Below are 22,919 nucleotides of genomic sequence, written 5' to 3' on the forward strand. Positions count from 1 at the left end.
GAAACGACTACTCCCGAACGATCGCCGCAGCGGCGGTCGGCAGGGACGGGGAGGGGTCTCACGTGGATGCGCCCTTGTATCTGAGGCCGAGGGTGGATCCGCCGCTCGCCTCACTGCTGACGGACCGGCCCTTCCTGCACTCGCTCGTGGACGCGCTGGGATCACCGCTCAACGTGCTGCTCCCCGAGGCCGTCGCCGAGAACGCCGCCCGCTTCCGCGCGGTCTACCGGCGTCACCGTCTGACCGGGCGCGTGTACTTCGCGCACAAGGCGAACCGGTCCAGCGCCCTGCTGCGGAGACTGGCGGCCGAGGACCCGGCCGCCGTCGGCGTCGACGTCGCCTCCCTGGAGGAGCTGAGGCACGCACTGGGGTGCGGGTTCACCGGGGACCGCATCATGGCCACCGGCCCCAAGGACGCCGAGTTCCTCTGGCTGGCGGCGCGCGTGGGAGCGACGGTGAACCTCGACTCACCCGGAGAGCTGGAACGGCTCTGCGGCCTGGTGCGCACGCACGGTCTCGGCCGGGCCGCCGTGCTGGTGCGCCTGTCCGGGTTCGAATCCGCAGCCGGCCACGGGGGAGCGGGCACTCGGCTGCTCTCCCGGCGCAGTCGCTTCGGCACCCCGGTGCGCGACACGGAGGCGCTGCTGTCGGCGCTCGAACACAACGCGGACGCCGTGGAGTTCACCGGCGCCGCCTACCACCTCGACACCACCGGCGTGGAGGAGAAGGCACGGGCGCTGGAGCAGTGCGTGCTGTTCATGGACGAGTGCCGGGCTCGGGGACTCGCGCCGCGCGCCCTCGACATCGGGGGCGGATTCGGCGTCGGTTACGTCGCCGAGGCGGGGGAGTGGGAGCGGTGGACCACCGCGCTGACCGAGGCGGTGCTCGGCGTCCGCCCGCCGTTGACCTGGCGCGGTCACGGTTACGGGCTGCGCAACGAGGGCGGCACGGTCCGCGGGACGGCCGCGCTGTACCCCGCGCACCGTCCCACCGCCGGGCCCGGCTACCTCGACGAGCTGCTCTCCCTGCCCGCACCGGCACTGGGCCGGCCGCCGGCCACCCTCCTCCTGGAACACCTCCACGACCTGTACGTCGAACCCGGCCGCTCCCTGGTCGACCAGTGCGGACTGTCGCTGGCCCGGGTGCTGGACGTACGCCCCGCGGACACGGACTCCGGGCAGTACTTGGTGCACCTCGGCATGAACGCGGGAGACATGAGCCTCGAGGAGCACGGGGTCCTGGTGGACCCCGTGCTGCTGCCGCGCGGCGAAGCGGTGGCGGGTGACGAGGAACCGGTCGGCGTCTACCTCACCGGCAACCTGTGCCTGGAAGGCGATCTCATCACCCGCCGCCTGGTCTTCCTGCCCCGGCTGCCGGGCGTCGGCGACCTGCTGGCCTTCGCCAACACCGCCGGATACGCCATGGACTTCCACGCCCACCACGCACAGCGGCAGCCGGTCGCGCGGACGGTCGCGGTGGAGCGGCGGGGCGACTCCTGGCGCTGGTGCCCGGACGAGGACTACTGGCCGATCACACCCTTGGGGGGAACACCCGGATGAGGTACGACAGCATCACGGAGGCCATCGGCAACACACCTCTGGTGCGCATCGATCCCGCCGTGCACGGGCTGCGCCACATCGACCTCTACGCCAAGCTGGAGATGCTCAACCCGTTCGGATCCGTCAAGGACCGGCCCGCCTGGCACATGGCCCGGCCCCACCTGGAGACTGCCGCCGACGGCGACGGGACGGTCGTGGAGCTCTCCAGCGGCAACACGGCCAAGGCCCTGGCCCTGCTGGCCGGTATGCACGGACTGAGGTTCAAGAGCGTCACCAACCGCATGCGCGTGCCCGAGATCAAGGAACTCCTCCTGCTCCTCGGTGCCGAGATCGAGGAACTGCCCGGGCGCAGCGAGTGCCTCGACCCGACCGACACCGACGACCCGCTGACCCACTTCCACCGGGCGCTCTCCGACCCGGGGAACACCTACCTGCACACCGACCAGTACTTCAACCCGCGCAACGTCGAGGCGCACGCGGCGGGCACCGGTCCCGAGATAGTGAAGGACCTGGACGGCCGGGTGCCGGACTGGTTCATCGCCTGCGTGGGCACGGCCGGTTCGTCGACCGGTGTCGCCAGGGTCCTGCGCGAGCACGACCCTCAGGTGAGGGTCCTCGGCCTGGTCGCCCACAAGTCGGACTTCATCCCCGGCATCCGCACCATCGACGAGGTCCACCAGGTCGGCCTGTTCGACCCGGCGACGTACGACACCATCGAGTCGGTCACCTCCGACGAGGCCATCGACGGGATGCTCACCCTCATCCGCCGCTGCGGACTGCTGTCCGGACCGACCGGCGGCGCCGCCTACCAGGGAGCGGTACGGCACCTGCGGAACGCCGACGCCGAGCTGGACGGGACGGGGCGGCGCCGGACGGCTGTCTTCATCGTGTGCGACCGGGCCGAGAGCTACCTGAGCTACGTGCGCCGACGCCGCCCGGAACTCCTGGGCCGGACGGACCGGGGGAGCTCGGCTTCGGCCGTCACGGAAGCCGAAGCCCGTGCGGAGGCCCGCGTCGTCGGCGTGGACGACGCCCGGCGCTGGACCGCTACGGGTGATCCCCGGCCGCTCGTCGTCGACCTGCGCAGCCCGCACGCCTACGCCGCCCTGCACATCGAGGGCTCGCTCAACATCGTCGACGAACTGTTCGAGGACCTGCTCCGCGGCGGGCTCCCCTTCAGCAAGCGCACGCCCGTGCTGCTCGCCTGTCCCGTCGGGGAGAAGTCGCTGCGCTACGCCGCCGTACTGACCCGGATGGGGCACCCGGACGTCCGCAGCCTGGCCGGCGGGATCGTCGCCTGGCGGGACGCGGGCGCACCGCTGGTGCGCGAGTGAGCGCGATGCACCCGCTTCCCGCGGCGGAGCCCGAGGACCCGTCTTGGCAAAGGGAGTTGAGGGAGCAGTTCCCCATCGTCACCGCCCATCCGGAGCTGGCCTACCTCGACAGCGCGGCGACCGCCCAGAAGCCGCGAGCCGTCCTGGAGGCCGTCCGGACCTACCTCACCACGTCGAACGCCAACGCGGGCCGCGGCACCTACCCCTGGGCCAACCGGACCACGGAACTGGTGGAATCGACCCGGGAGCGGGTCAAGGAGTTCCTCCACGACCCCGAACCGGGCCGCTCCGGCGTCCACTTCACCAGCGGCACCACCGAGGGCCTGCGCACCGTCGCCCGCGACTGGCTCGTCCCGTACCTCACCGACGGCGACGAGATCCTCGTGCCGCACGCCGACCACCGGGCCAACCTGGACCCCTGGCTCGAGGCCCGGCGACTGCTGGCCGAGCGCGGTGTCGACGTCCGCGTACGGGCGTTGCCGTACCAGGCGGTATCCGGCGACTACGACCACCGGGCCCTCGGCGAGGTCATCGGCCCCCGGACCCGCTTCGTGGCCGCCACCCACGTCCACCACGTCTACGGCGGCGACATGAACGTGCACCGCATCCGCGAGGCCGTCGGCCCGGACGTGCCGATCTGCCTGGACGCGGCGCAGAGCGTCGGCCACCTGCCCGTCCGCCTCGACGATCCCGTCCTGGACGTCGACTTCGTGGTCTTCTCCGGGCACAAGGCGATGGCTCTGCCCGGCACGGGAGCCGTCTGGGCGCGCAACGCGCGAGGGCCCGTGTTCCGGCCGGACGGATGGCAGGGCACGCCCAACACGGTGGGCATCGTGTCCCTGCGGGCCGCGCTCGACTGGCTCGACGCCGCCGGAGTCGAACGGATCGCGCGCTGGACGACCACGCTCACCACCCGGCTGACCGACCGGCTCAGGCGCCTAGGCCCGTACGAGGTCCTCGGCTGCCCGGCGAGTCTGGCCGCCGACTCCGCACTCGCCGCGGCCCAGCGCCGCCACGGCATCGTCACCTTCCGGCACCGCGACATCCCCTCCGACGACCTGGGGTTCATCCTCTACAGCCACGGCTTCATGGTCCGTGCCGACAGCCTCTGCCAGGCCGGTGCCGACGAGCGGGACGGGTCGGTACGGGTGAGCCTGCACGTGTACAACACGGTGGAGGAGATCGACCGTCTGCTGACCGTCCTCGCGTCGCTGGAGTGAATGGCAACTGATAACCGTTTCCACCTGTAGATTCGTCCGTGCCCGCGGACGGACGAGGAACGGATGAGGTGGCGCAAGCGATGGGCGTGAGCATGGCGGCGGCCAGGATGTGGGTGGAACGCTGGGAAAGGCAGCAGGAGCAGTACGCGGTGAACCGCGAGGAGCGGTTCACCGTGATCGCGGACGTCGTCGAGCACGTCGTCGCCGACCGCGCCCGCCCCCATCTGCTCGACCTGGGGTGCGGTCCCGGTTCCCTGGCCGCCAGGCTCGCCGCCCGTTTCCCGCACGCCGAGATCGTCGCCGCCGACATGGACCCCCTCCTGCTGGAACTGGGGCGCACCCACCACGCCGACGCCGCCCGCTACGTCGACACCGTCATCGGCGAGGAGGGCTGGACCGATGCCCTCGGGCTGGAACGCCCCCTGGACGCCGCCGTCTCGACGACCGCGCTGCACTACCTGCCCGAGCAGGCCCTGCTGCGCACGTACCGCTCCCTGGCGTCCCTGCTGCGCCCCGGCGGCGTCCTCGTCAACGGAGACCACTTCCCGCCGGACGCGCCGGAGTGCTCGGGCCTCACCGCCCATGTGGGCCGTCGCAGGTCCGAGCGCACGGGCGGCCGCGCACGGGAGGACTGGCGGTCCTGGTGGGACGCCGCGGCCCGGGACCCCGAACTGGCCGACCTGCTCGACGAACGCGGACGGCGCCAGGCCGTCCACGCCGGCAGCGGGGGCGACGAGCGGGTGACGGTGCGCCGCCACGCCGAACTGCTGCGCCGGGCGGGCTTCGCCCATGTCGCGCCGGTCTGGCAGTTCGGCGACAGCGCCGTACTGGTGGCGGTCATGGGCGACGCGCGCGGGGTCCGTGCTCCCGCCGGGACATGAGTCCGCGGGGGGACAGCCGCTTCGGAGGGCCGGACTCATCGCTCGGCCGCGGTGTCGCCATCGGGCTGGGATCAGGCGCGCCGAGGACCGTCCGGCATGCACGGCGAGGCCGTCACGAGGGGCGAGGCACTGGTGGGGCCGGCCCGTGCGCCGCAGGCCGGGTGTGAGTCGCCGCTCGGACCGGCCCCGAACGGGAGATCGAGGAGACCTGCGAGGAACTCCGCGGCGTCGCCCCGCACCTGCGGTTCACCGCGGACCGACGACAGGACCGCCGAAACGCGCCGCGGAGAATGGATCCGAACCGTACCGCCCCGTGCGGCTACGTGCGTGATCGACCGGACGGCATGAACTCTCACGTGCGCCGCGAACCCGGAATCGCAATGCCGGCATTCGCATCGAAAACCGTTTTATGATTCAAGGTGCGGGAGTTTTTGCTGACGCGTGTCTCCTGTGGCAATGTTGCGTACACGGGCAGCAAATGGCTCCGGACGCGCCGTGCGTGGTGCGCGGCGGCATGAACCCGCGGAGATGATCAGCGTGGCGACAGCCTTGGAACACCGGTCGCACCCCGGACACGAGCACACGCACGGCGAGGGCTGCGGGCATGTGGCAGTACCTCACGGTGACCACGTGGACTACGTGCACGACGGTCATCTGCACCGCGACCACCAGGGTCACACGGACGAGTGCGAGGCCGGCGAGCACCATGAGCACAGCAGTCACGCCCACACGCACGGCGAGGGCTGCGGGCATGTGGCGGTACCCCATGGCGATCACATGGACTACGTGCACGACGGGCACCGGCATGCGGCTCACGATGGCCACTGGGACGACCATTAAGCGCTCCTTACGGCGAACCGGGAGAAGAGAATGCACCTCCGATACGGGGGTGCATTCTCTTGCGCGCTGCCACTCCTCCCACGGTGAAGGTGCTTCGCGAATTCAAAGCGCCTGTGACGAGTGGACTGGGAAACCTTTCGGTGGCGCAGCCGTGTTCAGCCCTACCGGATCGTGTACGGGAGCAGTGCCATCTCGCGGGCGTTCTTGATCGCCGTGGCGAGTTGCCGCTGCTGCTGGGCCGTGACGCGGGTGACCCGGCGGCTGCGGATCTTGCCGCGATCGGAGATGAACTTCCGCAGCAGATCGGTGTCCTTGTAGTCGATGTAGGTGATCCCGGCCGCGTCCAGCGGGTTGGGACGGGACTTCACGGGTTTGCGGGGGTCTTGGAGGCGGGCCATGGGCGGTCCTTCTGTCTTGGGGGTGGAGGGATCGGCTTGCGCGGCCCGGGGGCTAGGGGACGGGGGCGAGGAGGGTGTCGAACGCGGCCGGCAGGTGCTTCCACGCCTCGGGTCCCGCGGCGTACTCGGCATCGGTGAGCAGACATGACTCGAGGAGTCGTGCGAGCCCGTCGCGATCGAGTCCGGGCGAGGTGAAGACGAGGTGCTGGCAGCGGTCGCCGTGCTCCGGGTGCCAGTCCAGTGCGGCTGCGGTCCGGCGTACGGGAGGGACCAGGTCCCAGGCGGCGTCGGGCAGGGAAGCCAGCCAGGGACCGGCGTTCTCCACGCTCAGGGCTCCGCCGGCGGCGTCCCAGGCGAGCAGGGTGTCGGGGCGGTCGGCGAGCCAGAACCGCCCACGGCTCCGGGCGGCAGCGCAGCAGAGGTCTTCCAGTGCCTGGTAGAGGCGTTCGGGGTGGAAGGGGCGACGGCGGCGCCAGACGAAGGTGGCGACTCCCGCTTCGTCCGCCTCTTGGGGGAGCAGGGCGCAAGCCGGGTGCTGAGCGGCGGCGGCCGCGTCCACATCGAAACCGGCGAAGGCCAGCCGGGCGAGTTCCGCGGACTCGGTGTTCACCTGGCGGGCGGTGGGGTGGAGCTGGCTGAGGAGCGCGCGGTCCTCGTTGTCGGCTTCCTCGCTTTCCACGAGGGCGACGACGGCGGCGTACTCCAGCTGCCGGGCCCAGGTGTCGGCGACGGTGCGCTGGTCGCCCGCGCCGACCGCGAGTCCCGCTTCGGCCAGGTCGTCGCCGTTGGCGAGGCAGGGGAGCACGAGGGCGGGATCGACCGCCGTGATCACGTTGGTGAGACGGACCTTCCCCGCGCCGTGGGCGACGACGACTTCGGCCATCGCCCTGGGTTCGACGGAGTCCCACAGTTCGACGACGGCGAGCCGGGTGAGGCCGGCGTCGGCGAGCCGCTCCAGCTCGGGAACCAGGTCTTCGCGCAGCGAGCAGCACGCGCAGTCGTTGACGAGCGGGGCGTCGCCGCGGGACAGCTCGCCCGAGGCGTCGCGTACCTGGCGCAGGACGGTGCCCCGGGCGGCCGTGGACAGGTCGTGGTGGAGGGCGACGCTGCCGGGGACGGCACGCAGGAGGCGGTCCACGACCCTCCCGCGGGCATCCGAGTGCAGTCCGCCGACGATCACTACCGGCAGGCGGGCCTCGTCCCGCATCAGTTCGCCTCCCGTCGGCCGTAGCGGCGCTCGAACCGCTCGACCCGCCCGGCGGTGTCCAGGACTCGGGCGGTTCCCGTGTAGAAGGGGTGGCTCACGTGCGAGATCTCGACGTCGACCACCGGGTAGGTGTTGCCGTCCTCCCAGTCGATCGTCTTGTCGCTGGTCATGGTGGAGCGGGTGAGGAACGCGTAGTTCGCGGCGCGGTCGCGGAAGACGACGGGACCGTACGCGGGGTGGATTCCAGGCTTCATGGAGCGGTTCCTTCGGGTCGGGGCGGGCCGGTGGCAGGGGGTGCGGTCGGCGGGTCAGCGTTCCTCGCGGAAGTCGACGTGGCGCCGGGCGATCGGGTCGTACTTGCGCAGGACCATGCGATCGGGGTCGTTGCGGCGGTTCTTGCGGGTGACGTACGTGTAGCCGGTTCCCGCGGTGGAGCGCAGCTTGATGATCGGGCGTACCTCGTTGCGAGCCATACGGGCACTATATGGGAATGATTTCCATTACCAAAAACTGGTCGTCCGGCGAGAGGCAGGTAAGACCTTGTCCGCCCACTGTCGACTGACCGGCGCCCAGCCGGGCTTCGGCAACACCGTCTCCCACTCGCACCGGCGCACGTCACGCCGTTTCGACCCCAGCATCCAGCGCAAGCGCTACTGGCTGCCGAGTGAGGGCCGGTACGTCCGGCTGACGCTCAGCGCGAAGGCGGTCAAGACCATCGACAGCATCGGCAGCATCGGCAGCATCGGCAGCGAGGCCGCCGTGGCCCGCATCCGCGCCCGGGGAGTGAAGGCCTGATGGCCAAGAAGAGCAAGATCGCGCAGAACCAGAAGCGAAAGGCGACCGTCGAGCGGTACGCGGCCCGGCGGGCGGAGCTGAAGGAGGTCGTCCGTCGGCCGTCCTCCACCGACGCCGAACGCCGGGCGGCCGTGGAGGAGCACCGGCGACAGCCTCGCGACGCCGGTGCGACCCGGGTGCGCAACCGGGACGGCGTGGACGGGCGGCCGCGAGGCCACCTGCGGAAGTTCGGCCTGTCACGTGTCCGCGTGCGTGAGCAGGCCCACGCCGGCTTCCTTCCCGGGGTCACCAAGTCGTCCGGGCGATCGCCCCGTTCCCGCGGTGGAGGGGCTTATGTCCGTGACCTGTCAGGTCACGGACATAAGCCCCTCCGGACGGCGCCGCCCTCCGCGCCCGGTCGGTGACCCTCTCCCGAGTTCCCGCGGCAGCCCGGTATTCGCGTCGCATGCGTAACTCCCCGTGGTGGTCCGACGCGTCCCGCTCGACGCGGTCACCCGCCGGTCGCCGGGTGACGTGTGTGCTCCCCGCGGAGGGCGGGCCGGGTCGGCCTCGACGCCGCCCCGCTCGCCGGCACGGAACTCGCACGCACCGGACCTGCCCAGGACGTCAGGGCAGGCGCAGGAGATCGAGCCGGTGACCCCCGGCCTGAGGGAGGCGCTGTGCGGCGAGCACGGACGGCATCTCCCGGCAGGGAACCGGCAGTTCGCCGACCAGGGGACAGGGGAGGCCGGTGGGCGTGTGCGATGCCGGTACGTGGGCGCCCGGCGGCCGGCCCGGCCGACTACCGTGTTCGCGACATGACCGGGTGCCGGATCCACCGGGTGGTCCGTCGGAACCGTCTCGCGCAACTCGCCGGTTCCGGGAGGGGTTCCGCCAACGGTGACCTGCGGATTCGTGATCGGTTCCGAGGTGTTCGCGGGACTCTCGCGATTGGTCATGTGGGGGAGTCGCGGAACGCGACCGGCTGTCGACGGGCTGGGGCAGCTGTGGCGGCGGGGGCGTCACGCAGGCCGAGTCGCAGGTGCTCGACGTGGAAGAGGGCCTGTTCCAAAAGCTCGGCGACGTGGTTGTCGTGGAGGGCGTAGACGATGGAGCGGCCCCGGCGTTCCCCGGTGACGAGCCCGAGATTGCGCAGCAGGCGGAGTTGGTGGGAGCAGGCGGAGGCTTCCATGCCCACGGCCTCGGCGAGGTCGCCGACCGCGCAGGGGCCCTCCTGGAGGCGGGCCAGGATGTACAACCGCGAAGGGGTGGCCAGGGCCTGGAGGGTGGCGGCGACGTCGGTGGCCCCTGCCGCGTCCAGGCGCTCGCGGGGGGTGGCGTGGTGCTTGTCGTCGGCTCCGTGACCCATGCCGTCCATCATACCGACCACATATGAAAAGCTGTTCAAGTGTTCCTGTATGGTGGGCGTCTCGCCGTCCTCCACCCTGAAGGGTTGCCCTGCCATGCCTTCCGATCTGATCCAGCGGCCCGAGCGGGCAGCTTCGGCCGCCCCGCGTACGGCGCCGAAGCGGCGCACGCGGGTGTTCGCCCTGGCCGAGGCGCGCTGGGCCGCCGCGGCGCTGGTGCTGTTCCTGATCGCGCTGCCGCTCCAGCTGACCGGCGCACCCGCCTGGTCGTGGGGCCCTCTCTACGCCGCCGCCTACCTCACCGGCGGCTGGGAACCGGCCTGGGCCGGGCTGACGGCGCTGCGGGAGAAGACCCTGGATGTGGACCTGCTGATGATCGTGGCCGCGATCGGCGCGGCCTCGATCGGGCAGGTCATGGACGGGGCGCTGCTGATCGTCATCTTCGCCGCCTCCGGTGCGCTGGAGGCCCTGGCCACCGCCCGTACCCAGGACGCGGTGCGCGGTCTGCTCGACCTCGCACCCACCACGGCCACCCGGTTGGCCGACGACGGGAGCGAGGCGACGGTCGCCACCGAGGACCTGGTGGTCGGTGACACCATCCTGGTCCGCCCTGGCGAGCGGGTCGGCGCGGACGGCCGCGTCCTCACCGGGGCCAGCGAGGTGGACCAGGCCACCATCACCGGGGAGCCGCTGCCGGTCGCGAAGGAGGCGGGGGACGAGGTCTTCGCCGGCACCCTCAACGGCACGGGCGCGCTGCGGGTGAAGGTCGAGCGGGACGCCTCGGACTCGGTGATCGCCCGGATCGTGGCCATGGTCGAGGAGGCTTCGGAAACGAAGGCGCCCACCCAGCTGTTCATCGAGAAGGTCGAGCAGCGCTACAGCCTGGGCATGGTCGTCGCGACCCTGGCGGTCTTCCTGGTCCCCCTCGCGTTCGGTGCGGACCTGACCGGCTCGCTGCTGCGGGCGATGACCTTCATGATCGTGGCCTCGCCGTGCGCGGTGGTCCTGGCGACGATGCCGCCGCTGCTGTCGGCGATCGCCAATGCCGGACGTCACGGCGTCCTGGTGAAGTCCGCCGTGGTGATGGAGCGTCTCGGGCAGGTCGACGCGGTCGCCCTGGACAAGACCGGCACCCTGACCGAGGGCACCCCCCGCGTCACCGACATCCGACCCCTGGACGGCTCCGGCCTGGACCGGGACGCCCTGCTGGCACTCGCGGCCGCCGCCGAGCACCCCAGTGAGCACCCCCTGGCCCGCGCCGTCGTCGATGCCGCGCGCACCCGCGGCCTGACTGTCGCCGGCACGCGGGACTTCACCTCCACCCCCGGCGTCGGTGTCACCGCCACCGTCGACTGCCACACGGTCGCGGTCGGCGCCCCCGCCCGCCTCCTCGGCGGCAACGACGACACCGACGCGGCCCGCGCCGCCCGGGTCGCGGCCGACCTGGAGGACGGCGGCCGTACGGCCGTCCTGGTCCTGCGCGACAGCGTCCCCGTCGGGGTGCTGGGCATCGCCGACCGGCTGCGGCCCGACGCGGTCGCGACCGTCGCGGCCCTGACCGCGCTGACGGGCAGTACCCCGATGCTGGTGACGGGCGACAACCCCCGCGCCGCCGCCCGCCTGGGCGCCGAGGTCGGCATCACCGGCGACGAGGTCCACGCCGGTCTCCTGCCCCAGGACAAGGTCGAAACCGTGCGGCGCCTGGAGGCCCGAGGGCGCAAGGTGCTGGTCCTCGGCGACGGTGTCAACGACGCCCCCGCTCTGGCCGCCGCCCACACCGGCGTCGCCATGGGCCGGGCCGGCTCCGACCTCGCCCTGGAGACCGCCGACGCCGTCATCGTCCGCGACGAACTCGCCGCCGTCCCCACCGTGATCGCTCTCTCGCGGGCGGCCCGCCGCCTGGTGACACAGAACCTGGTCATCGCCGCGGTGTTCATCTCCGGCCTGGTCATCTGGGACCTGGCAGGCCACCTGCCGCTGCCGCTCGGTGTTCTCGGCCACGAGGGATCGACCGTCATCGTCGGTCTCAACGGGCTGCGTCTGCTGCGCGACGCCGCCTGGAACCGCGCCGCGCAGGACGTGCAGTGAGCCGCCGCACCAGGAAGGCCGCCCGCACGTCGGGGGCGGCCCGGCCCACCGTCACCGTCTGCCGCGGCACCCCGGGAAAGGTGCCGCGCCTGGACCACGAAGCCCAGCCCACCGGTCTGCGCACCCGGCCGGCCGGAGTCGTGATGGTCCGGCGACCCTCGAGGCCACGGGAAAGGACGCGCTGACCCCGGAAAGCGCGAGCCCTGTCGGACCACCCGCCCCGCACCCCGCGCCGAGCGGCCCGGGCCCGGCCGCTTCCGGAAACGACGATGCGCACCCGGTCCCCCGAGCGGCCCCGGCATGCGCGCACCGCCGGCGAGCCGCCACCGAAGCCGACGCCGGGTCGGCGGCAGGCGTCGACGGACGCGGCGCCGGTGCGCCGGACGCCGTGGTCGGGGTGCGGGACCGCTCCGGCGAGGCCGTCGCGACATCGCCCGGCAGCGGCCCGCGCGTCGGTGACGGGACCGGCGCGGTCGTCCGGAGGGCCTCCGTGCGGCTCAGTCCCGTCGGGTCGCGGCCGTGCGGGCCACCAGGGCCTCCGCATTGCCCGAGAGCCAGGCGGTGACCACCTCGCCGGGCAGCGGGAGCGCCGCCAGCTCGTCGGCCAGCGGTCCGGTCGGACCCGGATTGACCCAGGTCGAGGTGCCGAACAGGACCCGGTCGCGGGCCATCCCCCGGGCGTGGTGGAGCAGCGGCTCCCAGCCGGAACCGGGCTTGGCCATGTGCCGGGGCCGGTGCGAGGAGAACTCCAGGAAGACCCCGGGGTGCCGGGCGGCGGTGAGCAGCATCTCCTGCACGTCGGGCCAGCCCGCGTGCCCGGCGACGAGGAGCAGCTCGCGGTGGCGGCCCGCCAGCGCCTCGACCCCGCGCCAGCTGCCCAGGCCACTGGGGTAGCCGCGGGCGAAGTGGTGACCGGTGTGCAGCCAGACCGGCAGGCCCGCCCCGGCCGCCGCGTCCCAGACCGGGGCGAACAACGGATCGGCCGGGTCGGTGCCGTCCAGGAAGGGGATCACGCACAGGCCGGTCGCCCCCGCCGCCAGCGACCGCTCCAGCTCGCGCAGCGCGGCGGCCGGGTCGCGCAGCGACAGACCGGCCCAGACGTGGATGCGGTCGCGTGCGTCCCGTACGGTCTCCAGCAGCCATTCGTTGACGGTACGGCCGTCCGGCAGCCGCTCCTGCGAACCCATGGCGAACTCGCCCGTCACACCCTGCCGTTGTCGGTCGGCGAGGTGTGCGGCCAGGTCGAAGGGCGGCCGGTCCGGGGGGAGGAGCACATCGACCGCGTCCTGCCAGCGGACGGCCAGCGCCTCGCGGTACGCGGTGTGCGCGGCGCCGAAGTACCGGCAGAACGAGGTGGAGAAGACGTCCAGGTACTCGGGGGCCCTCTGGCCCAGCCGGTTCAGGTACGCCCGCCAGCCCGCGTCGTCGTACACCAGCGAGCAGGCGTCCACGACCGGCGGGCGGGCCCGGACACGAGGGCCCGCCGGTGTTCCGTCGATCGGGGCGAGGGCGGACGAGACGTTCACGGTCACTCCGTCGGGATTCGGAAGGGGGACGGTACGGGGAGGCGCCGGGGTGCGGCCGGGTACGGGAGCGGTGGGGTCTCAGGAGGCGGCGCGCCGAGCTTCCCACTCGGCCACCAGCGCCTCGGTCTGCTGCACGAACCCGCTGAACAGGTCGGCGAGCGAGGCCAGTCGGTCCCGGGCCTCGCCGCGCGCCACCGGAACCCCCGAACTCAGCGTCTCGGTGAACTTGCGCATATGGGCGTTGTTCACCAGCAGCAGGTGCTGGAGGTCGCCCACCGCCTCGTAGCCGATCCGCCGGCTGCCGGGCCGGGTGGAGCGCCGCACCAGGGTCCAGGACTCCAACTGGCGCGCGGCCACGCTCAGTCCGCTCTTGGACTGGCCGAGTTCGCGCGTCATGGTGTCGAGGTCCACGGGCTTGTTGCGCAGCAGCAGGTAGCCGAAGAGGCGGCCGGTGGCTTGCGGGAGTCCCCAGCGCTCCATCAGCGAACCCATCTCGTTGATGAAGGAGGCTTCCGGGGCGCTGAACCTGTCGGTGCCGGGGGCCGGGGCGGATCCGGCGTCGGCCGTGATGTCGTGGTCAGTCATGGTCTCGTTGGTTTCTCAGGCCTTCAGGAAGGCGATGGTCAGCCGGTTGACCTCGTCGGGACGGTCCAGCTGGGCGACGTGTCCGGCGCCGGGGATCACGTGGAACTCGCTGTTCGGATCGCGTGCGCTCCACCGTTCCATCGACGAGCGGATGTTACCCGTGTTGTCGTGTTCACCGCAGAGCAGAAGCTCGGGCTTCTCGACGAGGTAGCCGGGGGACGGGGCGACCGCGCGCGTCATGCCGTCCCAGGTGGTGAGGAAAGAACGCCGCCCGTTCGCTGCGAAGACCTCGCGCAGATACTCCTGGGCCCCGGAGGTCTCGGCCGATGCCCGGGCCATCCACCGGGTCAGACGGCGGTAGGGCATCAGCCGCATGAGAGCGCGGGACAGCGCCAGGCGGCGCCGTTCGCCCCGTGTGATGGGCAGGGTGCTGGACGTGGAACCGATGATCACGAGCGCGGCGACCTCCTCGGGCCGTTGGCGCAGGTACTCCTGCGAGATGTTGCCGCCCATCGATTGCCCCAGCAGCACCACGGGCCTGCGTACCTCGGCCGCGTCCAGCAGCGTTCCCAGGTCCTGTGCCGCGGCCCGGGGCCGGAATCCGCCGGTGCCGGAGACGGACGCACCGTGGTGGCGCACATCCCAGCGCAGGGTGCGGTAGCCCGCGTCGACCAGCGCGGGGATCTGTGGATCGAACATGCGGTGGTCGGCCCCCGCGCCGTGGGTGAGGACGACCACCGGACGGTCGGCCGCCCCGGCGGTCCAGTAGTGCAACCGGACGCCCGAGGCCTCGACACTGCTCGCCACCTCCTCGACCCGGGACCCGGCGCCGGCCCGCCAGGTCATCGCGCGCACTCCTCGTCCAGGCCGCTGACGAGCCGGGCGGACGGGGACGGGGACAGGAGCGGCGGAGCCGCCGGACGGTGGTGCCACAGCACTTCGTTCATCAGAATCAGAATACTCTCTCCGTCACGACCGCAAAGGGAGGAGGCCGCCCGCCCGACCGCGTCGGCGGTGACGGGAAGCCCTCGCCCGGTCAGCCGCCGGTGAAGCGGGGCGGCCGCTTCTCCGTGAACGCGGCCATCCCCTCGCGGGCGTCGGCCACCGTGGCGTGCGTCTTCAGGTGGTACGCGTCCTGGAGACGGAGTCCGTACTCGGCCGGCTGCCCCCAGCTCCGCTCCCGCAACTCCTTGAACAGCCCCACCGAAGCGGTCGGCAGCGCGGCGAACCGGCCGGCCAGCTCGGCGAGGTCGCGGCCGAAGTCCTCGGGTTCGCAGAGCCGGTCGAACAGCCCCAGGCGCACCGCCTCGGCCCCCGAGACCATCCGCCCGGTGAGGTAGATCTCCGTCGCCCGCGCCGGGCCGGTCAGCCGGGACATCAGCACCACGTTCCCCACATGCCCGACTCCGGCCAGGCAACTGCCGATCGAGGCGCGGGTGTCGGCCAGCCGGAAGTCGGCGGCGCAGGCGATCTCCGCCCCCGCGCCCGCCGCCGGACCGGTCAGCCCCACGATCACCGGCTTCGGCAGGTGCAGGATCGCCTCGCAGATCCGCAGATAGTGCGCGTCCGAGGTGACCGGGTCGAAGGGGGTGTCCACCCGGTCGCCCAGCCGCCACCTCCGTACGCTCTCGACGTCGTCGCCCGCGCAGAACGCCCCGCCGTTCCCGGTGATCACGACCGTGCGCACCCGGGGGTCGTCGCCCGCGCACATCAGGCCGAGCAGCACATGGCGCGAGAGCGTCAGATCCAGGCTGTTGCGGCGGTGCGGCCGGTCCAGCGTCAGCGTGGCGACCCCGCCCTCCAGCGAGGCGCGCAACGGTATGTCCTCCTTGCCGTCCACCCGGTCGGCGAAGACCGCGAACGACTCGGTGGCCGCGCCCGCCCACTCGGCCACGGGCTCCTGGTCCGTCCGGAATGTTTCCTGGCTCATACGATCTTCTCCCTGCGTATCCGGATGCCCGCCGCCTCGCGGTCCCACGTTCCCGCCGTGACGCCCTCCGCGCGCAGCGTGTGCTTGGTCGGTTTGCCGGTGGGGGTCTTCGGGAGCTCGGGCAGCACCCGGATGTAGCGCGGCAGCATGAAATGGGCCAGCCGTTCCCGCAGGAACCCCAGCAGCGCCGCCGGGTCGACCGGTGCGGCCGGGGCGCGGCCCGCCACCACCAGCAGGACCTCGTCCTCGCCCTCGTCACCGGGCACGGCCACCGCCGCCGCCTCCAGCACCGCCGGGTGGGCCACCGCCTGAGCCTCCACCTCGAAGGAGGAGATGTTCTCGCCGCGCCTGCGGATCGCGTCCTTCTTGCGGTCCACGAAGACCAGCCCGCCGTCCGGGACGCGCCGGACGGTGTCCCCGGTGTGGAACCAGCCGTTGCGCCAGACGGCGGCCGTCTCGGCGGGCCGCCCGAGGTAGCCGCTGAGGAACGACCACGGACGGTCCGAACGCAGTACCAGTTCGCCCGCCTCGCCGTCCGCCACCTCGCGGTCGTGGTCGTCGACGACCCGGGCGGTGATGCCGGGCCGGGGCCGGCCGCAGTGCATCGGGACGCCGGGGCGGTGGTCCGGGGCGGAGAGCACCGGACACGACACCTCGGTCATGTTGAACAGCGCGCGGACCGAGACCCCGAACCGCTCGGAGAACTCCGCCGCCCCCTCGGTGAACGGGATGACGTAGGCCGCCCGCAGCGGATGCCCGGTGTCCTGCGGCAGCGGCGGCTGCTTGAGCAGATAGGTCGCCATCACGCCGAGCAGCGTGCACAGGGTCGTCCCCGTACGCCGGATCAGCGGCCAGAACTCGCTGGTGGTGAAAGCGGGCACGACCGTCACCGAACCGCCGTGCACCAGCATCCCGTACGCGCCGATCGTGCCGCCGGCGTGGAACAGCGGGAGTTGCAGCAGGTAGCGGTCCTCGGGTCCGGCCATGTCGTGGAAGGCGGCGGTGCAACTGCTGTACAGGTGCGCGTAGGAGGAGACGACCCCCTTGGACGGGCCGGTCGTCCCCGAGGTGTAGACGACGGTCTGCGCGTCCCACGGCTGCGGAGCGGGCACCGGTTCCGTGAACTCCTGCCGCTCCGCCCGCAGTCCGGTCTCCACGCGGAAGCGCAGGGAGAGCCGCCCGGCGAGCGCCTCCACTTCTTCGGGCACGTCCTCGGGCCCCGGCAGCAGGACCACCGTACGCACCGCTCCCGTCCCGTCCGGCGCCTTCTCCAGCCGGGCCGCCAGCGACGGCCGGCAGATCAGCACCTCGGCCCCGCTGTCGGTGATCACCTGGCTCAGGACCGCGCCCCGGTAGGCGGTGTTGAGCGGGACCAGGACCGCGCCCGTCAGGTTGACGCCGTACCAGGTGCGCAGTGCGTCCGCTCCGTTCGGCAGCCAGCTGAGCACCAGTTCGCCCGGCGTGACGCCGAGCGCCTGGAGCGCGGCGGCCGTCTCCTCGGTCTCGCGGAGCGTCCGCGCGTACGTCCAGATGTCGCCGTCCGGCATCAGCGCGTACGGTGCCTCGGGCGCGGCGGCGGCCCGTCGCCGGAGCAGAGGACCCAGCACGCACTGCTCGGCGGTCGGCACCTGTGCCGACGCCGGGTCGAGCACATCGGCCGGGATCCGCGGGGGAGCGGGGAGCGCGGAGGCGGGCCGCGTGGCGGCCGGTGCCTGAGGACGCGCCCCGGAACGGCCCGCCTCCGCGCTCACGCCCCCTCCCCGGTGCTCCGGGCGGGCAGGGTCCGCAGCCGGAGCACGCTCTGGTACGGACCTCCGTACCAGACCGACTGCCGAGCGGTGCGGCAGTGCTCCGCCTCGCCGATCGGGCCCGGCACATTGGGGTGCCGGTCCAGATGGGGGAAGTTGCTGCTGGTGACGTGGACCCGCAGCCGGTGCCCGGGGGCGAAGCGCCACGCCGTGTCCCCGAGCAGCAGGTCGGCCTCGTACGGTTCGTCCGGCGGCCCGTCCCCTCCCGCCTCCAGCCGGAGGCTCGCCTCGGCCACCAGCAGCGAACGCCCGTCCGGATGTACGTCGGTGAGCTTGGCGACCACGGCGGTGGCGGCTGCGTCCGAGCCGAAGCGGAGCCGCAGCCGCTGTCGGCCGACCACGTCCAGCGGTTCGGCGAGCGGCTCGGAGGTGTAGCAGAGCACGTCCGGCCGGCTCTCGAGGTGCGCCTGGTTGAGCGGGCCCGCCACCAGCCGGCCGAGCTGGAGCACCCGCCCGCCGTGCGAGGGGACCGGATCCTCCGGGTCGTAGGTGAACGTGTCGTGGTCCGGGCCCTGCCGGGGCGGCGCGGGCAGCAGCCGGCCGCCCTCGCCGCCGTCGGCCGGACCCGCCAGGTACCAGGGTGAGTCGACGGCCTCGGGCGGCGGCCAGCTCGCGGCCCGGTGCCAGGTGTCGTCACCGAAGAGGAAGTACCGCACGTCCCCGCCGGGATCCTCACCGGTGGTCCCCCCGGCCTGCTTCAGGTGGCGGTCGAAGAAGTCCAGGTGCAGATCGGCCAGGCGTGCGCCCTGCGCCGAACCGTACAGGCCGGTGTTCACCTCGCCCTGTACCTGCGGGAGCTGGCCGGAGTGCACCCAGGGGCCGATCACCAGCTCGTGCCGCCCGGCCCCCGGGTCCCGGGCGCGCATGGCGCGGTACAGCTCGACGGTGCCGTGGGAGAACACGTCGAACCAGCCGCCCACCGAGAAGGTGGGCACGTCGACCTCCTCGAGACGGTAGTCGGCCACCGTCGCCACGCGCCCGGCGAAGACGTCCCGGAGCCGGCCGGGGAAGCCCTCGAAGTCGAGGACGGCGGCCAACGGCCAGCGCCGCAGCAGGACGTCGGGCGTGGTGAGCAGTTGCGTCACCTCGGCCACGATCGCCCCGTCCACCGGGTCGCCCGCCGCCGCACGGCGCTGCACCCACTCCAGCGCGGTCAGGCCGAGCCAGCTCGTGAGGTGGTCCAGCCGCACGGAGCCGCCGAGCTGCTCGGCGTCGAAGGGCGCCGAGGTGGACATCATGGGCGCGATGGCCCGCAGGTGCGGGGGCTTCTCCACGGCGGTCAGCCACTGCACGATGGCCTGGTACGAGGAGCCCGCCATGGCCACGTTCCCGTCGCACCAGGGCTGTGCGGCGGTCCACTCGACGGTGTCGTATCCGTCCGGCCCCTCTTGCGACCAGTCCAGCGGCGCCCACTCGCCCTCCGAGGCGAACCGGCCCCGGGTGTCCTGCACCACGACCGCGTACCCCCGGTCGACGCACTGCGCCGGGGTCAACGAGGTCAGCCCCAGCGGAGACTTGCCGTACGGGGTCCGGAAGAGCACGGCGGGTGAGGCCGGGCCGTCGGCGGGGCGCCACACATCGGCCCGCAGCACGGTCCCGTCGCGCATCTCCACCGGCACGTCGTGCTCGACGAGGGTGCTTCTGCCCATCAGGGGTTCTCCTTCACGGCCGGTCCGGCGCCCTCGGCACGGGACCGGGTCAGATGGCGGGTCATGGCGTCACCGGCGGCGGCCCGGCTCGCCGAGGGCTCGACGCGCACCAGCGGGCCGACGCTCATCCGGGCCGGACGGTCCAGCAGCCACACGACGGTCTCCGCGATGTCCTCCGCCTCCAGCACCTCCTCCTCGGGGACGCCGAGATCGGCGGGCCGGGCCGCCAGCCGGGTGGAGACCCAGCCCGGGGCGACGGTGACCGCACGGATGCCGAGGTCGCGGTTCTCCTCGTGGATCAGCTCGGTGAGCCGGTGCACGGCGTGCTTGCTGACTCCGTAACCGCCGCTGCCCGGCACCACCTCCGAGCCCACCCCCGACCCGATGTTCACGATCCAGCCGTAGCCGCGTTCCCGCATCCCGGGCAGCACCTCACGCGCCAGCAGGAACGGGACCGTGAGGTTCACCCGCAACTGCCGTTCCCAGTGCCGCTCCTCGGTCTCGTGGACGGCGGCCAGCCGGATCGCGCCCGCGCTGCACACCAGCAGCCCGACCGGACCCAGCCCGGCGGCGGTGGCGGCGACCGCCTCGGCGGGGGCGCCCGGTTCGGCCAGGTCCAGGGCGAGAGGCAGTGCGGTGCCCCCGGCCGCGCGGATCGACTCCGCGACCTCCTTCAGCTCGGCCTCGCGGCGTCCGATCAGCGCCACGGCGCTGCCGCGCGCCGCGAGCCTGTGGGCGACGGCGGCGCCGATCCCGGACGAGGCCCCGGCGACCAGGGCGACCGGAGGGCCGGTGACAGGGCTGCCGGACGCCGCCCCCGGCGTCGTGTCCGCTGCCGGTCCGTCCTCCGCGCCCGTTCGCGTCCCGCCCGTTCCCAGGTCCGCGCTCACCGGCCCCCCTCCCCGGCCGGCCCGGGGAAGCCCGGCCGCAGCGGAGCCACGTCCCCGAGGCCGAAGCCGCCGTCCGCGCGCAGCACCGCACCGGTCACCCGGGAGGCCGAGCCGCTCAGGAGGTGGCCGAGGACCGCCGCCACCTCGCGCGGGTCACCGACCCGCCCGGCGGGGATCCGGCTGAGCCAGCCGCGTCGGTGCTCGGGCCCCGCCGCGTCGCCCATCGGCGTCTCGATGATGCCGGGAGCCACACAGTTGGCGCGGATGCCGTGGCGCGCCACCGTGACCGCGAGGCAGCGGATGTACTGCGCCATCGCCGCCTTGCTCGCCCCGTAGTACTCCAGTCCCGACACCGGGCTGAGCGTGGAGCTGACCGAGGCGACCCCGACCACCGCGCCGGAGACCTTCTCGTCCCGCCAACGGGCCGTCAGGTACTCGGTGACGGCGATGAAGCTGTGCAGGTTCACCGCGAAGGTCCGGGCGGCGGACGGCCGGTCGCCGCCGACCGCGCTGAAACCCAGGTGCCCCGCCGCGTACAGCAGCGCGGTGACCCCGTCCGCGGTCTTCCAGGCGCGTTCGCCCAGGGTCGCGGCGTCCTCGGCGTCGGAGAGGTCGCAGCGGAGGGCCCAGGCCCGCCCGCCCAGTGCGGCGATCTCGTCGGCGAGCTCCTCCAGCGCTCGCGTCCGGCGGGCGGCCAGGACCACGTCGGCCCCGCGCCCGGCCAGGTGCAGGGCGGCGGCCCGGCCGATGCCGCTGCTGGCGCCCGCCACCAGCACCTTGTGTCCCCGTAGGTCCCGGCCGCTGACCGGCTCCGGCGGCGGCTGCTCCTGCGGGGCGGCGCGGCGCGGAGCGGCGGGAGCAGGCGGGCCGGCGGGCAGGGACGGGATCTGGCCGAGATTCGCGCCCCCGTCCACCGGCAGGGTCTCGCCGACGAGGTACGAACACCCCTCGGAGACCAGGAAGGCGACGGTGGCCGCCACATCGACGGCCGAGGTGGGGCGGCGCTGCACGAGATAGCGCAGCAGCCCGGCCTCGGCGGCCGGGGAGAGTCGGTGACCCAGGTCGGGGGAGTAGCCGGTGACCACGGTGTTGCCGGTGACGCCGTGCCCGGCCACCTGGGTGACCAGGTGCTGCCACCAGGCCCGGTCGGCGGCGAGCCGGGCGTACCGGTCGGGGTCGGTCCCGGTGTGCGTCTCGCCCGTCGCGTCGGTCACCAGGACGAGGCGTCCCCGGCCCGCCGACGCCATCGTCAGGGCGGCGGCCCGTACCCGTTCGCGGTCCAGGCCCGCCGAGCGCTCGGCGCCGTACGCCTCCTCGCCGAGCAGCAGCGCGCAGTACGCGGCCGGGGCGTCGGCGTCGCGGTCAGGGGCTTCGGGCGCGAGGCCGAGCGCGGTGAGCGCGTCGGAGAGGGCCGCGGCGGCAGCGCCCCCCGTCCCGGCCCCCGAGGCGTCGACGACCACGCGGGTGCTGATCGGCGCCCGCAGCGGATCCCCCCCGGCGGCCGTGCCGGGCCGCGTCGCCGTACTGTGAACGTGGGTCATGGCAAGTCGCCGCCTTCGTATTCGATGACCATGCTCGTCGCGTCGCCGCCCGCCCCGGAGGCGAGCACCAGCGCACTGTCGCCGCCGGTCGCCAGGCCGCCCGCCGGCACCGGATCGCCGGGCAGACCCGCGTACGGGACAAGGGTGTTGGCGCTCGGCGCGATGCGGCCGTGGTGCAGCATGAGGAGGCTGCCGAGGAGTTTGACCAGGCCGCCGGTCCCGGCGACATGGCCGAAGACCGCCTCCTGGTTGGTCAGCCGTACTTCGCCGCCGTACCCGGAGGCCTCCCGTACGCCGGCCAGCGCCTCGCACAGGTGGTCCTCGACGAACCGGTTGCCGTCCGCGTAGTCGTTGACGAACGCCAGATCGCCGAGACCGCGCCCGGCCGACGCCAGCGTGGCCAGCACATCGCCCACCACGTTGGCGGGCGGGCCGGTGGCGACGGTGGAGGGGCCGTTGGAGCGCGAGGTGCGCAGGTGCGCGCGGTGCAGCAGTCCGGGGCGGTCCCCGGTCGTCGCCGGGTCCTCCAGGATGACGGCGAGCGCACCCTCCCCGGTGGCGTTGCCGGTCTGGAACTCGTCGTGCGGCCGGACGTCGGCGGGGTCGTCGGAGAGCGAGGAGGCGCGGTAGCCGCTGCGCCCGGTGTGGCTGGTGCCCGCGACGAAGACCGGGTCCACGGTGGTGTCCACGCCGACGACGATCGCGCGGTCGACGTCTCCGCACCGGAACATCTGCTGGACGAGGTGCAGCGTCCGCAGCGCCACATTGCACGAACCCGCCACGCTCAGTGTCTGGCAGGGAAGGCGGAGCCCGGAGGCCACGGTGCCCACCACGCTGGGCGGGGTGCCGTTGAGCCAGTACTCCATGCCGAGGGCGGCGACTCCCTTGTCCCGGACCAGGTCGTAGTAGCGCTCGGTCTCCGGAAAGGCGAACTGGAGCGAGCAGGCGACCAGCGCGGTGCGTTCCGGATCGAGGTCGTCGGCGCTCAGCCCCGCCTGCTCCAGGGCCCGGTGCACCGCTCCGGTGGCCATCAGCCCGGCCCGTGAGGAGCGGCGGATCTGCCGTTCCGACAAGGGCAGGGCGGCCTCCGGATCCCAGCCGTCGACCGTCCCGGCGATGCGCAGGGGCAGTTCGGGATGCGAGTACGGGGAGAGGCAGCTCACCCCGTCGCGCACCACGCGCCAGAAGGTGTCCAGGTCGGTGCAGGCGCGGCCGTCCGGCCCCGGCAGGACGAGTCCGGCACCGGCCAGCCGCAGCAGGGGAATCCCAACGGGCATCACGACCACCGTCCGTCTCGGCACACCCCGGCCCCTGCGGGCAGC

21 protein-coding genes and 1 pseudogene are annotated in these 22,919 nt (G+C 73.1%); 8 read left to right on the forward strand and 14 right to left on the reverse strand.

Going from position 1 to position 22,919, the window contains the following annotated elements; all coding sequences use genetic code 11:
• The first annotated feature begins 62 nt into the window (after positions 1 to 62).
• The 5 genes from ACZ8ZB_RS32360 to ACZ8ZB_RS32380 all read left to right on the forward strand — a co-directional run bounded on the left by ACZ8ZB_RS32360 (position 63) and on the right by ACZ8ZB_RS32380 (position 5,834).
• The gene (locus ACZ8ZB_RS32360; protein ID WP_470741120.1) at positions 63 to 1,559 is read left to right on the forward strand and encodes a Y4yA family PLP-dependent enzyme; all 1,497 of its coding nucleotides are present in this window, start codon (positions 63 to 65) and stop codon (positions 1,557 to 1,559) included.
• On the forward strand, positions 1,556 to 2,893 hold the full coding sequence (locus tag ACZ8ZB_RS32365; RefSeq protein ID WP_470741121.1) for a pyridoxal-phosphate dependent enzyme: 1,338 nt from the start codon (positions 1,556 to 1,558) through the stop codon (positions 2,891 to 2,893). The genes ACZ8ZB_RS32360 and ACZ8ZB_RS32365 overlap by 4 nt, the downstream gene beginning before the upstream one ends.
• Before the next feature lie 5 nt (positions 2,894 to 2,898).
• The gene (locus tag ACZ8ZB_RS32370; protein WP_470741122.1) at positions 2,899 to 4,113 is read left to right on the forward strand and encodes an aminotransferase class V-fold PLP-dependent enzyme; all 1,215 of its coding nucleotides are present in this window, start codon (positions 2,899 to 2,901) and stop codon (positions 4,111 to 4,113) included.
• 80 nt (positions 4,114 to 4,193) lie between these two features.
• Entirely contained in the window at positions 4,194 to 4,994 is an 801-nt protein-coding gene (locus tag ACZ8ZB_RS32375) for a class I SAM-dependent methyltransferase (protein ID WP_470741123.1), read from the forward strand.
• Between the two features lie 528 nt (positions 4,995 to 5,522).
• Positions 5,523 to 5,834 carry a hypothetical protein gene (locus ACZ8ZB_RS32380; RefSeq protein ID WP_470741124.1) on the forward strand — a complete coding sequence of 104 codons (312 nt, stop codon included), beginning with the start codon at positions 5,523 to 5,525 and terminating at the stop codon, positions 5,832 to 5,834.
• Between the two features lie 161 nt (positions 5,835 to 5,995).
• Here the strand turns inward: ACZ8ZB_RS32380 and rpsR are convergent, their stop codons facing one another.
• Genes rpsR through rpmG form a run of 4 tightly spaced genes read right to left on the reverse strand, consistent with a single transcriptional unit; the run spans position 5,996 to position 7,912 of the window.
• A complete protein-coding gene (rpsR, locus tag ACZ8ZB_RS32385; RefSeq protein ID WP_470741125.1) occupies positions 5,996 to 6,232 on the reverse strand; it encodes a 30S ribosomal protein S18 in 237 nt (78 codons plus the stop codon).
• Positions 6,233 to 6,284: 52 nt separating this feature from the next.
• A complete protein-coding gene (locus ACZ8ZB_RS32390) occupies positions 6,285 to 7,439 on the reverse strand; it encodes a CobW family GTP-binding protein (protein WP_470741126.1) in 1,155 nt (384 codons plus the stop codon).
• The gene (locus tag ACZ8ZB_RS32395) at positions 7,439 to 7,693 is read right to left on the reverse strand and encodes a type B 50S ribosomal protein L31 (RefSeq protein ID WP_470741127.1); all 255 of its coding nucleotides are present in this window, start codon (positions 7,691 to 7,693) and stop codon (positions 7,439 to 7,441) included. Before ACZ8ZB_RS32395 ends, ACZ8ZB_RS32390 begins: the two co-directional genes overlap by 1 nt.
• A 54-nt stretch (positions 7,694 to 7,747) precedes the next feature.
• The gene (gene rpmG / locus ACZ8ZB_RS32400) at positions 7,748 to 7,912 is read right to left on the reverse strand and encodes a 50S ribosomal protein L33 (RefSeq protein WP_129802794.1); all 165 of its coding nucleotides are present in this window, start codon (positions 7,910 to 7,912) and stop codon (positions 7,748 to 7,750) included.
• Positions 7,913 to 7,979: 67 nt separating this feature from the next.
• On the opposite strand from rpmG, the gene rpmB reads away from it, so the two are divergent.
• Positions 7,980 to 8,234 carry a 50S ribosomal protein L28 gene (rpmB, locus tag ACZ8ZB_RS32405; protein WP_470741128.1) on the forward strand — a complete coding sequence of 85 codons (255 nt, stop codon included), beginning with the start codon at positions 7,980 to 7,982 and terminating at the stop codon, positions 8,232 to 8,234.
• Positions 8,234 to 8,533 (forward strand): annotated as a pseudogene (gene rpsN, locus ACZ8ZB_RS32410) (30S ribosomal protein S14); the annotation flags it as partial. The gene rpmB and the pseudogene rpsN, both read left to right, overlap by 1 nt.
• 635 nt (positions 8,534 to 9,168) lie before the next feature.
• Here the strand turns inward: rpsN and ACZ8ZB_RS32415 are convergent.
• Positions 9,169 to 9,582 (reverse strand): ArsR/SmtB family transcription factor, encoded by a 414-nt coding sequence (locus tag ACZ8ZB_RS32415; RefSeq protein ID WP_470741129.1) that lies wholly within the window; start codon positions 9,580 to 9,582, stop codon positions 9,169 to 9,171.
• Positions 9,583 to 9,676: 94 nt separating this feature from the next.
• Here ACZ8ZB_RS32415 and ACZ8ZB_RS32420 point away from each other — a divergent pair, with 94 nt between their 5' ends.
• Positions 9,677 to 11,668, forward strand: coding sequence for a heavy metal translocating P-type ATPase (locus tag ACZ8ZB_RS32420; RefSeq protein WP_470741130.1), 1,992 nt, complete (start codon positions 9,677 to 9,679; stop codon positions 11,666 to 11,668).
• Positions 11,669 to 12,165: 497 nt separating this feature from the next.
• Here the strand turns inward: ACZ8ZB_RS32420 and ACZ8ZB_RS32425 are convergent, their stop codons facing one another.
• From ACZ8ZB_RS32425 to ACZ8ZB_RS32465, 9 genes are all read right to left on the reverse strand, one after another.
• The gene (locus ACZ8ZB_RS32425; protein WP_470741131.1) at positions 12,166 to 13,194 is read right to left on the reverse strand and encodes an amidohydrolase family protein; all 1,029 of its coding nucleotides are present in this window, start codon (positions 13,192 to 13,194) and stop codon (positions 12,166 to 12,168) included.
• Positions 13,195 to 13,272: 78 nt separating this feature from the next.
• The gene (locus ACZ8ZB_RS32430) at positions 13,273 to 13,779 is read right to left on the reverse strand and encodes a GbsR/MarR family transcriptional regulator (RefSeq protein ID WP_470741132.1); all 507 of its coding nucleotides are present in this window, start codon (positions 13,777 to 13,779) and stop codon (positions 13,273 to 13,275) included.
• Between the two features lie 15 nt (positions 13,780 to 13,794).
• Positions 13,795 to 14,625 (reverse strand): alpha/beta fold hydrolase, encoded by an 831-nt coding sequence (locus tag ACZ8ZB_RS32435; protein WP_470741133.1) that lies wholly within the window; start codon positions 14,623 to 14,625, stop codon positions 13,795 to 13,797.
• 190 nt (positions 14,626 to 14,815) lie between these two features.
• Positions 14,816 to 15,709, reverse strand: a complete 894-nt coding sequence (locus tag ACZ8ZB_RS32440; protein ID WP_470741134.1) for an enoyl-CoA hydratase/isomerase family protein — start codon at positions 15,707 to 15,709, stop codon at positions 14,816 to 14,818.
• Positions 15,706 to 17,460: an AMP-binding protein gene (locus tag ACZ8ZB_RS32445; protein ID WP_470741135.1), complete on the reverse strand. Its 1,755-nt coding sequence runs from the start codon at positions 17,458 to 17,460 to the stop codon at positions 15,706 to 15,708. Before ACZ8ZB_RS32445 ends, ACZ8ZB_RS32440 begins: the two co-directional genes overlap by 4 nt.
• On the reverse strand, positions 17,457 to 19,166 hold the full coding sequence (locus ACZ8ZB_RS32450) for a CocE/NonD family hydrolase (RefSeq protein WP_470741136.1): 1,710 nt from the start codon (positions 19,164 to 19,166) through the stop codon (positions 17,457 to 17,459). The genes ACZ8ZB_RS32445 and ACZ8ZB_RS32450 overlap by 4 nt, the downstream gene beginning before the upstream one ends.
• A complete protein-coding gene (locus ACZ8ZB_RS32455) occupies positions 19,166 to 20,056 on the reverse strand; it encodes an SDR family oxidoreductase (protein ID WP_470741137.1) in 891 nt (296 codons plus the stop codon). Before ACZ8ZB_RS32455 ends, ACZ8ZB_RS32450 begins: the two co-directional genes overlap by 1 nt.
• A complete protein-coding gene (locus tag ACZ8ZB_RS32460; RefSeq protein WP_470741138.1) occupies positions 20,053 to 21,597 on the reverse strand; it encodes an SDR family oxidoreductase in 1,545 nt (514 codons plus the stop codon). Before ACZ8ZB_RS32460 ends, ACZ8ZB_RS32455 begins: the two co-directional genes overlap by 4 nt.
• Positions 21,594 to 22,874 carry a beta-ketoacyl synthase gene (locus ACZ8ZB_RS32465; protein ID WP_470741139.1) on the reverse strand — a complete coding sequence of 427 codons (1,281 nt, stop codon included), beginning with the start codon at positions 22,872 to 22,874 and terminating at the stop codon, positions 21,594 to 21,596. Before ACZ8ZB_RS32465 ends, ACZ8ZB_RS32460 begins: the two co-directional genes overlap by 4 nt.
• Between the last annotated feature and the right edge of the window lie 45 nt (positions 22,875 to 22,919).

The sequence above is a fragment of the Streptomyces sp. 12E genome, assembly GCF_055633275.1.

Bases quoted from the DNA above. Each gene is read 5' to 3' on its own strand.
- rpmG (WP_129802794.1), bottom strand. From the start codon at position 7,912: ATGGCTCGCAACGAGGTACGCCCGATCATCAAGCTGCGCTCCACCGCG.
- rpsR (WP_470741125.1), bottom strand. From the start codon at position 6,232: ATGGCCCGCCTCCAAGACCCCCGCAAACCCGTGAAGTCCCGTCCCAAC.
- ACZ8ZB_RS32430 (WP_470741132.1), bottom strand. From the start codon at position 13,779: ATGACTGACCACGACATCACGGCCGACGCCGGATCCGCCCCGGCCCCC.
- ACZ8ZB_RS32415 (WP_470741129.1), bottom strand. From the start codon at position 9,582: ATGGGTCACGGAGCCGACGACAAGCACCACGCCACCCCCCGCGAGCGC.
- ACZ8ZB_RS32450 (WP_470741136.1), bottom strand. From the start codon at position 19,166: ATGGGCAGAAGCACCCTCGTCGAGCACGACGTGCCGGTGGAGATGCGC.
- ACZ8ZB_RS32420 (WP_470741130.1), top strand. From the start codon at position 9,677: ATGCCTTCCGATCTGATCCAGCGGCCCGAGCGGGCAGCTTCGGCCGCC.
- ACZ8ZB_RS32370 (WP_470741122.1), top strand. From the start codon at position 2,899: ATGCACCCGCTTCCCGCGGCGGAGCCCGAGGACCCGTCTTGGCAAAGG.
- ACZ8ZB_RS32390 (WP_470741126.1), bottom strand. From the start codon at position 7,439: ATGCGGGACGAGGCCCGCCTGCCGGTAGTGATCGTCGGCGGACTGCAC.
- ACZ8ZB_RS32440 (WP_470741134.1), bottom strand. From the start codon at position 15,709: ATGAGCCAGGAAACATTCCGGACGGACCAGGAGCCCGTGGCCGAGTGG.
- ACZ8ZB_RS32460 (WP_470741138.1), bottom strand. From the start codon at position 21,597: ATGACCCACGTTCACAGTACGGCGACGCGGCCCGGCACGGCCGCCGGG.
- ACZ8ZB_RS32380 (WP_470741124.1), top strand. From the start codon at position 5,523: ATGATCAGCGTGGCGACAGCCTTGGAACACCGGTCGCACCCCGGACAC.
- ACZ8ZB_RS32395 (WP_470741127.1), bottom strand. From the start codon at position 7,693: ATGAAGCCTGGAATCCACCCCGCGTACGGTCCCGTCGTCTTCCGCGAC.
- ACZ8ZB_RS32465 (WP_470741139.1), bottom strand. From the start codon at position 22,874: ATGCCCGTTGGGATTCCCCTGCTGCGGCTGGCCGGTGCCGGACTCGTC.
- ACZ8ZB_RS32435 (WP_470741133.1), bottom strand. From the start codon at position 14,625: ATGACCTGGCGGGCCGGCGCCGGGTCCCGGGTCGAGGAGGTGGCGAGC.
- ACZ8ZB_RS32365 (WP_470741121.1), top strand. From the start codon at position 1,556: ATGAGGTACGACAGCATCACGGAGGCCATCGGCAACACACCTCTGGTG.
- ACZ8ZB_RS32375 (WP_470741123.1), top strand. From the start codon at position 4,194: ATGGGCGTGAGCATGGCGGCGGCCAGGATGTGGGTGGAACGCTGGGAA.